The sequence below is a fragment of the Sphingomonas sp. P2_B6 genome, from assembly GCF_056404755.1.
On sequence record NZ_JBFUDK010000019.1, the window covers coordinates 150209 to 160529 of the forward strand.

Annotated in this window: 9 protein-coding genes; 4 read left to right on the forward strand and 5 right to left on the reverse strand. The window is 67.2% G+C overall.

Annotation, left to right across the window (positions count from 1 at the left end; all coding sequences use genetic code 11):
* Positions 1-19 precede the first annotated feature (19 nt).
* Together AC1DX5_RS21500 and AC1DX5_RS21505 are read right to left on the reverse strand one after the other, a co-directional pair.
* Positions 20-814, reverse strand: coding sequence for an SDR family NAD(P)-dependent oxidoreductase (locus AC1DX5_RS21500; RefSeq protein ID WP_465170370.1), 795 nt, complete (start codon positions 812-814; stop codon positions 20-22).
* A complete protein-coding gene (locus AC1DX5_RS21505) occupies positions 811-2190 on the reverse strand; it encodes an MmgE/PrpD family protein (RefSeq protein ID WP_478017306.1) in 1380 nt (459 codons plus the stop codon). The genes AC1DX5_RS21500 and AC1DX5_RS21505 overlap by 4 nt, the downstream gene beginning before the upstream one ends.
* Before the next feature lie 174 nt (positions 2191-2364).
* On the opposite strand from AC1DX5_RS21505, the gene AC1DX5_RS21510 reads away from it, so the two are divergent.
* Together AC1DX5_RS21510 and AC1DX5_RS21515 are read left to right on the forward strand one after the other, a co-directional pair.
* Positions 2365-3342 (forward strand): LacI family DNA-binding transcriptional regulator, encoded by a 978-nt coding sequence (locus tag AC1DX5_RS21510; protein WP_465170367.1) that lies wholly within the window; start codon positions 2365-2367, stop codon positions 3340-3342.
* Positions 3343-3416: 74 nt separating this feature from the next.
* A complete protein-coding gene (locus AC1DX5_RS21515) occupies positions 3417-4355 on the forward strand; it encodes an SMP-30/gluconolactonase/LRE family protein (protein WP_478017307.1) in 939 nt (312 codons plus the stop codon).
* A 17-nt stretch (positions 4356-4372) separates the two neighbouring features.
* Here the strand turns inward: AC1DX5_RS21515 and AC1DX5_RS21520 are convergent, their stop codons facing one another.
* A complete protein-coding gene (locus AC1DX5_RS21520; RefSeq protein ID WP_478017308.1) occupies positions 4373-4756 on the reverse strand; it encodes a carboxymuconolactone decarboxylase family protein in 384 nt (127 codons plus the stop codon).
* A gap of 106 nt (positions 4757-4862) precedes the next feature.
* Between AC1DX5_RS21520 and AC1DX5_RS21525 the strand changes: the two genes are divergently transcribed.
* A complete protein-coding gene (locus tag AC1DX5_RS21525; protein WP_478017309.1) occupies positions 4863-5591 on the forward strand; it encodes an SDR family NAD(P)-dependent oxidoreductase in 729 nt (242 codons plus the stop codon).
* Between the two features lie 3 nt (positions 5592-5594).
* Here the strand turns inward: AC1DX5_RS21525 and AC1DX5_RS21530 are convergent, their stop codons facing one another.
* Together AC1DX5_RS21530 and AC1DX5_RS21535 are read right to left on the reverse strand one after the other, a co-directional pair.
* Positions 5595-7202, reverse strand: a complete 1608-nt coding sequence (locus AC1DX5_RS21530; protein WP_478017310.1) for a thiamine pyrophosphate-binding protein — start codon at positions 7200-7202, stop codon at positions 5595-5597.
* Positions 7203-7228: 26 nt separating this feature from the next.
* Positions 7229-8158, reverse strand: a complete 930-nt coding sequence (locus tag AC1DX5_RS21535; protein WP_478017311.1) for a TauD/TfdA dioxygenase family protein — start codon at positions 8156-8158, stop codon at positions 7229-7231.
* A 395-nt stretch (positions 8159-8553) separates the two neighbouring features.
* Between AC1DX5_RS21535 and AC1DX5_RS21540 the strand changes: the two genes are divergently transcribed.
* Positions 8554-10321: NAD(P)/FAD-dependent oxidoreductase (locus AC1DX5_RS21540; RefSeq protein WP_478017312.1), on the forward strand; the 1768-nt coding region annotated here is incomplete at its 3' end.

Sequence of the window (10321 nt, forward strand, 5' to 3'; positions counted from 1 at the left end):
ATTCTCCATGTCGCAGCCCTCATGCCCGGGCCAGCCATCCGCCCTCGATCGGCAGAATCGCTCCGTTCATGTCCTCGCCGACCGGTCCGCACAGCAGAAGCATGAGCGCCGAAACGCTTTCCGCGGCGACGAACCGACCGCTGGGCTGCTTGCCCTCCAGAAAGCGCCGTTCCGCCGTGCCGCGATCGATGCCCTCGTCCTGCATCATCCGCGTCACCCGCTCCTCCCATATCGGGGTCAGGACCGAACCGGGGGTGAGCGCATGGCAGCTGACGCCGCTTCCCGCGACCTCGAGCGCGACCGCGCGGGTCATGCCTTGCAGCGCGGTCTTGGTCGTCACGTAATCGATCCGGTTGACCACCGCGCGCGAGCCGTAGACCGAGGTCATGTTGAAGATGCGCCCATAATTGCGCGCGCGCATCGAGGGGAGCACCTGCTGAGTAGCGACGAGGGCGGCAGTGAGGTTCACCGCCAGCGCTTCGTTCCAGCGATCCAGCGGAAAGTCGCAGAGCGGGGAGAAATGCCGCACCACGGCATTGTTGATCAGGATGTCGATCGGGCCGATCGCCGAGGCGTGTTCGATCAGCGAGCACACTTCCTCCGACCGGGCAAGATCGGCCTGGAGATACCGCGCCTCGACGGCGAATTCCGCGGCCAGCGCGGCGCGCCTGTCCTCCGCCTCGGCCGCCGGTTCGATGCCGGAAAGGACGATCGTCGCGCCGGCCGAGGCGAGGCCGCGCACCATGGCGAGGCCGAGGCCGCCGAGCGAGCCGGTGACGAGCGCGGTGCGTCCCGCGAGCGACCGCCCGGTCATGCGGGCACCGTCAGCGCGGTGATCGCCGAGACGCTGTCGACCTGGTCCAATCGCATCACGGCGTCGACGATGCGGCCAGCCTGGGCGTCGTCCAGCACGCCATCGACATTCTCGCGAAACTTGGCTTCGATCTCCGCGTCGATCATCGGGTTGCGAGCCGATCCGCGATTATGCTCCTCCACTTCCTCCAGTCGGCGGCCGTCGCGGGTTTCGATCACGACCACTCCCTTGAATTGCTGGCTGCCGGGCATCGCCGGATCGACCACGACCTCGACGCGGTCGGTCAGCGCGAGGATCGCGGGGTCGCGGAGCGAGGCGGGGGCATAGGCCTGCTTGCCGATGCGCCCCAGCACCAGCGCCTCGGCGATGGTGTAGGGCAGGCTGACCCGGCCGTGCGAATCGGTCAGCGGGCGGCGCTTCTCCGCGGCGGGCTCGCACACGATGCCGACGATATAGGGCGCGACGGGGCAGATCACGCGCGCGATATCGTCGGGCGCCAGCGCGTGCCGCTCGCGCAGGCGCAGCGCGGCGGTGATATAGGGATGGATGACATGCGCGACCGGATAGGGCTTGAACGAGGCGTCGCGACTGTCCCAGCGCGTGCCGAGCCCGTCGGTCAGCCGCCCGAACGCCGGCGCGCTGTCCGGGTCCTGAAGATGCGAGGCGAACAGGCCGAACCGGCCTTCGAATATCTCCGCGGGCCCGGTCACGCCGTTCTGGCCGAGCACTGCCGCGGCGATGCCGCTCTGCGCGGCCCAGCCGGGGTGAAGGAATTTTGATTGCGTCCCATCCACCCAGCACTGGATCAGGCCCGCGGCGAAACTGCCGGTAATCCCTGCCGCGTTCGCCATTTGCGCCGTGTCGAGCCCGAGCAGACGGCCGGCGAGCCAGCAGACGCCGAAGGGCGCGAACAGGCCGGAAGGGTGAAAGCCGCGCTTGTGGAATTGCTGCGGCGTGACGCTGCCGACGCGCGCGCTGATCTCGTTGCCGATCGCGACGGCGACGATGGCGTCCCGGCCGCTGCTGCCGAGCCTTTCGCCCAGCGCGAGCGCTGAAGCGACCGACGGACTGCTCATATGCACGATCGATTCATTGTGCGTGTCGTCATATTCGAGCGCCTGGGACAGCGCGCCGTTGACGAAAGCCGCCCCGGCGACGCTGGTCCTGACGGCGCTTCCCCATAGCCGTGCCTCGTCGCCCGGATAGAGCGATGCCGAGGCGCGCACCGAGGCACCGAACGGTGTCTGCCCGCCCGCGATCGACAAACCAATGACATCGAGCACGCGCAGTCGCGTGCTGGCGATGACGTCTGCCGGGAGATCGTCGAACGATGTCGCCGCGACCCACCGCGATATGGCCCCCGAAGCCGTCCCCATTCCCGCCTGCTGATCTAGTTACCGGTATCAAGCCTCTAGAGGCAGGGGAATGGCGTGACAAGCCGTATCGTATCGGCGCTGGACCGCACGGATCGTCGATTGCTAGTGTCGCGCGATCAGTGCAGGAGCTTTGGCGTGCCAGCCAGCAAATCGCCTATGATAACCGGAGTGCGCATGCGCGAAGTCGCCGCGCGCGCGGGGGTTTCCCGCATGACCGTGTCGCGCGCGCTCAACAAGCCGGACATGGTGACGGAAGCCTTGCGCACGAGGGTGGAGAAGGCCGTTGCCGACCTCGGATACGTGCACAATCACGTTGCGCGCAGCCTGTCGTCGAGCCGTTCGACCATCGTCGGGCTAGTGCTGCCGAGCCTCGAGAACTCGATCTTCGCGCAAACCATGAAGGGCATTTCGGACGTGCTGCGGCCGGCCGGTTTCCAGCTGATGGTGGCCGAAAGCGGCGATGATGCGGAAGAGGAAGAGCGAGTCATCGCGACTTTCCTCGCGCAGCGCGTGGCGGGCCTGGTGTTGCACGGTACCCGGCACAGCGCCACCGCGGCGCGCATGATTCGCGCGGCGGGTGTGCCGGTCGTCGAAAGCGGCGACATCCCCGCCGAACCGATCGACATGGTCGTCAGCTATTCGAACCGCGCCGCCTCCAAGGCGATGACCCTGCATCTCGCGCGGCTGGGATATCGCCGGATCGTCTTCGCCGGGTTGGCGCACAATCCGCGCGCGACCGAGCGCGAACTCGGGTTTCGCGACGCGCTGGAGGAATTGGGGCGGCCCTTCGATCCGCGCCTGACCATCGCCGTATCGCGCGGATTCGTCGGGGGTGCCGAGGCCGTCGAATATGTTCAGCGCAGCATGCCCGATACCGATGCCCTGTTCTGCGCCGGAGACGTGCTGGCCGTCGGCGCGCTGTTCGATTGCGACCGGCGTGGCTGGAAGGTACCTGGCCGACTGGCCCTGGCGAGCTTCGATGACCTCGATCTGATGCGCTTCGTCAACCCGGCGATCACAGCCCTGCGCCTGCCGCGGTACGAGATCGGGCAGCGCAGCGCGAAGATGCTGCTCGCGCGCGTCGGGCAGGAGGAACTGCCGATCAGCTCCGTCGACCTGGGTTTCGAGATCGTGCATCGCGCCAGTGCTTGATCATGCCGATCGGGCATTTGCTACCTCACATGGAGACTGATACCGGTATCTAGCCAATCGGGAGGAGAGGCTGGATGGGGATGGGCGTCGTCAGGAAGATGGTCGCCATGGCGACGATGCTTGCCGCGGGGCACGCCGCCGCCGCAGACGGGTCGGACACGCTAAACGGCCTGGCATCCCTGTGCGGCGCGTGCCGGGTAGAGCGCGTCGCGCAGTGCGGCGTGTTCGTCGAAGGGCCGAATTTCGATCGCGACGGGACGCTGTGGACGGTCGACTATCGCGGCGGCGCCATCCTGCAGGTCGTCGACGGCCAATGCCGGACGGTCGCGAAGACCGAGGGGCAGGCGAACGGATCGCGTTTCCACCCCGATGGCCGTCTGTTCGTCGCCGATGCGCAGCGCGGGCTGCTGATCTTCGATCCGCGCACCAGAACGCTCACGGTGCGGGCCGCGATGGTCGAGGGCAAGCCGATCGTCGGTGCCAATGATCTCGTCTTCGACGGCGATGGCGGGCTCTACATGACCGCGCGCGTCACGGCGACGCGGCTCGAGCCCGATGGCATGGTGATCTATCTTCCGCCGGGCGAGAAGAGCGAGCCGCGCATCCTGGCCGATCATCTGCCCTTCCCCAACGGGATCGCGCTGTCGCCTGACGGGACGCGGCTGTTCGTCGGGCTCTATGCAGACAAGAGCATCATCGTGCTGCCGCCGGCGAACAAGCCGGCGCCCTATCTCACCAGCTGGACCTATCTGCGCACCGAAGGCGGCGTGGGGCCCGACGGGATGACCACCGATGCCGAGGGGCGGCTGTGGTGGGCCAATTTCGGCGACGGCGCGATCGGCGTGGCCGGGCCGACCGGGCGCTATCTCGGCCGGGTCGAACTGCCGCCCGAAGCCGGCAAGGGCACCACCAACGTGACCGTGCACGACGGATATCTCTATATCACCGAAGCGCTGAAGGGAGACATCTGGCGGGTGCGCCTCACCACGGCGGTGACGCCGAGATTGCCGTAGCGCCGGACGGATGCAGGCTATTTGCCGGCATCCACCTCGGCAAAGGCCTCGCGGGCGATACGTGTCGAGTCGAGCCCGGCGGGCATGCCGCAATAGATCGCGACCTGCAGCAGGATCTCGCGGATCTCGTCGCGAGTAAGCCCGTTGGTCAGCGCCGCCTTGACGTGCAGCTTCAGTTCGTGCGGCCGGTTGAGCGCGCTGATCATGCCGAGGTTGAGCAGGCTGCGGTCGCGGCGCGACAGGCCTTCGCGGCTCCACACCTTACCCCAGCAATATTCGGTCGACATCTCCTGGATCGGGCGGCTGAAGTCATCGGCATTGGCGAAGGATCGCTCGACATAGTCGGCGCCGAGGACTTCCTTGCGCAGCGCGAGGCCGCGTTCGTACATGTCGTTGCTCATCGATTGGCTCCCGATACTGGTAGTTTTGCACAAGCCGCAGCCACGCGCTTGCCGCGCCTAACCGAATTCGATACCGGTAACAAGAAGCCAGATTGGGGAGATTTACATGGTTCTGGAGGGGCGGGTCGCGCTGGTCACCGGCGCAGCGCGGGGTATCGGGCGCGCCATCGCGGCGGCGCTTGCCGAAGCCGGGGCCAGGGTGGTCCTGGTCGATCTGGACGGTGCGGAGGCGGAGCGGGCGGCGGCGGAGATCGGCCGGGGGGCGACGGGACGGCAACTCGACGTGTCGGATGAGGCCGCGTGCGAGGCGCTGGCGCGGGAGATCGGTTCGCTGGCGATCCTGGTCAACAATGCCGGTGTCATCGTGCCCGGCCGGATCACCGATGCCGACGCGCCGCGGAACTGGGCCCGCACATTGGCGGTCAACGTCACCGGGCCGTTCAACCTGTGCCGGGCCTTTCACGCCCAGCTGCGCGAGAACCGGGGCGCGGTCATCAACCTCGCCTCGATCCGCTCCTTCGTCGCCGCCGGCAACGCGGCCGCCTATGCCGCGTCCAAGGGCGCGGTCATGCAGCTGACCAAGGCGCTGGCGGTCGAATGGGGGCCGGACGGAATCCGCGTCAATGCGATCGCACCGGGTTTCGTTGAATCGTCGCTCGTCCCCGATTCGGAAAAGACCGCAGCGCGCGAGGCGGCGATCATGGCACGTACGCCGCAGAAGCGGATCGGCGACCCCGAGGATGTCGGTGGCGCGGCGGTGTTCCTCGCCTCGGACGCGGCGCGTTTCATCACCGGTGTGGTCCTGCCGGTCGATGGCGGCTATCTGGCCGGGTGAGCTTCAGCCGCGGATCGCGGTGATCTGAGCCTCATACTGGCCCGGGTCGATCACCACGTCGATCAGTGCCGGGCCTTGCGCCGCCAGCGCCGTGGCGAAGGCATCGGCAAGCTCCTCGACGCGTTCGACGCGGATCGCGGCCCAGCCGAAACCGGCGGCGATCCGGGCGAAATCGGTGGACGAGAAATCCACGCCCGCCGTCGCGAGCTGGCGTCGTTTCTGCTTCTCGCCGATGAGGGTCAGCGACGAATCGTTGAACAGGACGACGATCGGTGTCGCGCCTGCCTGAATGGCCGTGCCCAGTTCGCCCAGGCACATCATCAGACCGCCGTCGCCGGTGAAGGCGATGGTGGTCCTTTCCGGCTCGACCAGGCTCGCCGCGATCGCGGCGGGCAACGCGAACCCCATGGTGGAGAGCCCGCGCGAGATCAGCGACAGGTTCGGGCCCGGCGACTGCCACAGATGCAGCACCGGCAGCATATGCGCCCCGGCATCGATCGTGATGCGGCTGTCGCCGGGCAGCGCGGCGATCGCCGCGTCGACCAGCTGCGACGGCGCGATGCCCGGCCCGGTCGGCGTGCGCGCGGCCGACCAGAGTCGCTGCTTGGCGGTCGCCAGCTCCTCGGCGCTCCAGCCCGGTGCCGGCATCGCGTCGGCAAGCGCGGCGAGGCCCGTCGGCAGGTCGCCGATCAGGGTCGCGTCGCTGTCGACCAGTATGTGCGCGTGCGGGTGTTCGGTCAGCTCGATCGTCGGGATGCCGGCATAGCGCCACGGCTGAGGCGGGCCTTCGACGGGATCGAATCCATAGAGCAGGATCAGGTCGGCCGCGCGGATCAGCGGTTCCTCGGCGACGCCGCCGGCGTAAAGGCCGAGGCCGAGCGGCGTGTGTTCGGACACCACGCCCTTTGCCTTGTACGTGGTCAGCACCGGACAGCCCGAGGCGGCGGCGAAGGCGCGCAGCGCGTTGCCGGCCGCGCTCGACCGGGCCTGGAGCCCAGCGATCAGAATCGGACGCCTGGCGTCGCCGAGCAATTCGCGTGCCCGCGCGACCGCCGCGTCGTCCAGATCCGCAAAGGGCGCGGGCGGCACGGCTGGTGGCGGCGGGCTTGCCGGACGACGGATGAAGGAGCCGGCGACCTCGAGATAGGCGGGGCCGTGGGGGTGCTCCTCGATGGCGCCGAGCAAGCGCTCGAGTTCGGCCAGCGGGTCCGCGCCGCGCAGATCGGAAGACGCGCGCAGCATTGGCGCCAGCAGCGCGGCCTGGTCGATGCGCTGGTGGCTGATATAGGCCTGCCCGTCCTCATAGCCGTCCGCGATGAGCAGCAGCGGCACGCGATCGAGATCGGCATAGGCGACGCCGTTCGCGGCAGCGGCGAGGCCGGGCCCGCGCGTCGTCATCGCGACACCCGGCGTACCGGTGAGTTCCGCCGTGACGCACGCCATGATCGCGGCGGCGGTCTCGGTGCGCGTCAGGATGAATTTCATGCCTGCCGCCTCGGCGGCGGCAATGAAGTCGAGATTGCACTCGCCCCCCGGCACGCCGAACATGCGGGTGACGCCGCGCTCGCTCAGGCGCGCGACCAGGGCCTCGGTCACGGTAGGGTGATTCACGATGATCGATATCCTGTGCGGGAGTATCAGGCGGCAGCCTGTTCGAGGGTCGGGCCGACATCCTCGAGCGTCACGCGCCGCAGATCGCGCGGGTAGACCTTGTCGTCATAGCGCATGCCGCGGTGCATCGTGCAGCGATTGTCCCAGATTACCAGGTCGTTGACGCGCCAGCGATGCGTATAGACGAAGTGGCGCTGCGTCGCATGTTCGGTCAGCTCACGGATCAGGGCTGTCGCCTCGGGCGTCTCCCAGCCCCGGATGCGCCCGATATGGGCCGACAGATACAAGGCCAGGCGCCCCGATTCGGCGTGATACCGCACGAGCCGCTGCGGAACCGGCGCACACCGTTCCATTTCCAACGGGCTGAATTCGTCGAAGCCGAGTTGCGCGCGCGAGAAGATCAGCGAATGTTCAGCGACCAGATCGCGGGTCAGCGCCTTCAGATTTTCAGGCAGATAGTCCCAGGCGACGCGGGTATCGATATATTCGGTCTCGCCGCCCCGCGGCGGAATGACGCGCGCATGCAGCATCGACCAATAGGCCGGCGTCGGCTTGAAGCTGCTGTCACTATGCCACAGCAGATTGCCCAGATTGAACATGCGTCGGCGGTCGTCCGCTGCCAGGATCCGGCCATCGGCACCCAGGTTCGAGATGTCGTTGATCTGCATGTTCGGCAGCCGCCGCCGCTCCTGGTCGACCAGCGTCGGGGTGGCCTCGATCGTGCCGAACTGGCGCGCGAAATCGGCCTGCCGTTCATCGGTGAGGCTCTGGTCCGGGAACACAAGGACGCCATAATGGTCCATCGCGGCGCGGACCTGGTCGATCTGTTCGGGCGCCAGCGGCGCGGAGAGGTCGATCCCCTCGACACGGGCGCCGAACAGCGGATGGATGGCCGCGGCGTCCAGCGCCAGGGGCTGCGAAGCCTGGTCGAGCGAAGCGGTGGTCTGCACCGTCATGACATTCTCCTGTCGAAACCGATCGAGGTCGAAATCATCCGGCCCGCCTCGGCAGTACGCAGCGACGTCTATGGGCATAACCGGCGCGTCGGCAACAGGGCGACTTCCGTACATTATGTAATGCTGATGAGCGAACGTACTGATAAGCAACGCTTAAATTGCCCGGAACACGGGTTTGATGATGATTAGTCATACTACCCTGCCTGGCGGGTATCGCCGGCATGAAAGGGCGCTATTCGCCATGCGTCTGGACAATGCCGCAGCGCGATTATGCAGCGCATCTCCAGTGCGATAACGCCCCTGCAAGGCCCGTATCGTCAGGGCGTTGCCGGGCGGCTTTGCCCGTCGCGCGGACTGGGATGAGTGGGGCACGTGGGGAGGGGATCGGTGTGGATGTGACGAACGGTACGGCGCTTCGGGATTGGACGGCGGCTTTTGTCGAGGCGTTCAACGCGGGCGATGCCGACGCAGTCGCCGCATTGTTCTCCGAAGAGGAAAGCTATTGGCGCGATCTGGTCGCGTTTTCCTGGAACATCGTGACGGTGGAAAAGCCGGATGGCGTCGCCGCGCTCGTCCGCAGCCAGGCTGGTCATGTCGGGCCGATCTCGATCTCCGCGGTGCGTCAGGCCGCTTCGGGCGACGGGCAGGTCGAAGGCTGGTTCGACTTCGAGACCCGTGCGATCCGCGGGCGGGCCTATGTCCGCCTGCGTGCCGGTGGCTGCTGGACATTGCTGACCTCGGGGCTTGCGCTCAAGGGCTTCGAGGAGCCGGCGGGGCGCCGCCGGGTGGAAGGTGCCGTGCACAGTGCGCTGAAGGAGCGCCGCACCTGGAGCGACGAGCGCGAGCAGATCGCAGCGACGCTTGGCCATTCGGTCCAGCCCTATTGCCTGATCGTCGGGGGCGGGCAGGGCGGCCTGGCGCTGGCGGCGCGGATGAAGCGCATCGGCGTGCCCGCACTGGTCATCGATGCGCTCGACAGGCCCGGCGATTCCTGGCGCAGCCGCTACAAGTCGCTGTGCCTGCACGATCCGGTGTGGATCGACCATCTGCCCTATCTGCCGTTTCCCGATCACTGGCCGGTCTACACGCCCAAGGACAAGATGGGCGACTGGCTCGAGGCCTATGCGAAGATCATGGAACTCGACATCTGGAATGCGACCATTTGCCGCTCGGCGGCCTTCAACGCGCGCGACCGGTGCTGGGACGTGACGGTCGAGCGCAGGGGCGAGACGATCACGCTGCATCCGCGCCAGTTGGTCCTCGCGACCGGCCTCTCGGGCATCAAGGCAGTGCCCGCCATTCCCGGCGCGGAAAACTTTCAGGGGATTCAGTTCCATTCGAGCGACCATCCCGGGGGCGCGCAGTTCGCCGGCAAGCGCGCGGTCGTGATCGGCGCCAACAACTCCGCTCATGATATCGCCGCCGATCTGTGGGAAAATGAGGCGGACGTGACGATGATCCAGCGGTCGCCGACCACGGTGATCAAGGCGTCGTCGCTGCGCGTGTTGCAGGACCGCGGCTATTTTTCGGAGGACGCGGTCGAATCCGGCATGACGACCGACGATGCCGACCTGCTCGTCAGCTCGCTGCCCTTTCGAGCGCGCGAGCCGCTCGATCGCGCGAACTGCCAGGCGATCCAGGAATGGGATGCGGCCTTTTACGACCGCCTTCGCGCCAGCGGCTTCCTGATCGATTTCGGCGAGGACGAGACGGCGATCGGCGGCAAATATCCGCGTCGCGCCTCGGGCTATTATATCGATGTCGGCGCGTCGGATCTGATCGCGGATGGAGAGATCAAGGTTCGCAGCAATGTCGGCGTGGAACGGATCGAGCCCAATCAGGTCGTGCTCTCGAGCGGGGAGGCCCTGCCCGCGGACGTGATCGTCTATGCGACCGGCTATGGGCCGATGAGCGGCTGGGCGGCGATGCTGATCTCTCCGGAAGTCGCCGAGGCGATCGGTCCATGCTGGGGGCTCGGCTCCGATACGGCGATGGATCCCGGACCTTGGGAGGGCGAGCTGCGCAACATGTGGAAGCCGACCGCGCAGGAGGGGCTATGGTTCCACGGCGGCAATCTCATCCAGTCGCGGATCCACTCGCTGCACCTGGCGATCCAGATCAAGGCGCGGATGGAAGGGATCGCGACACCGGTCTTCCATGCGC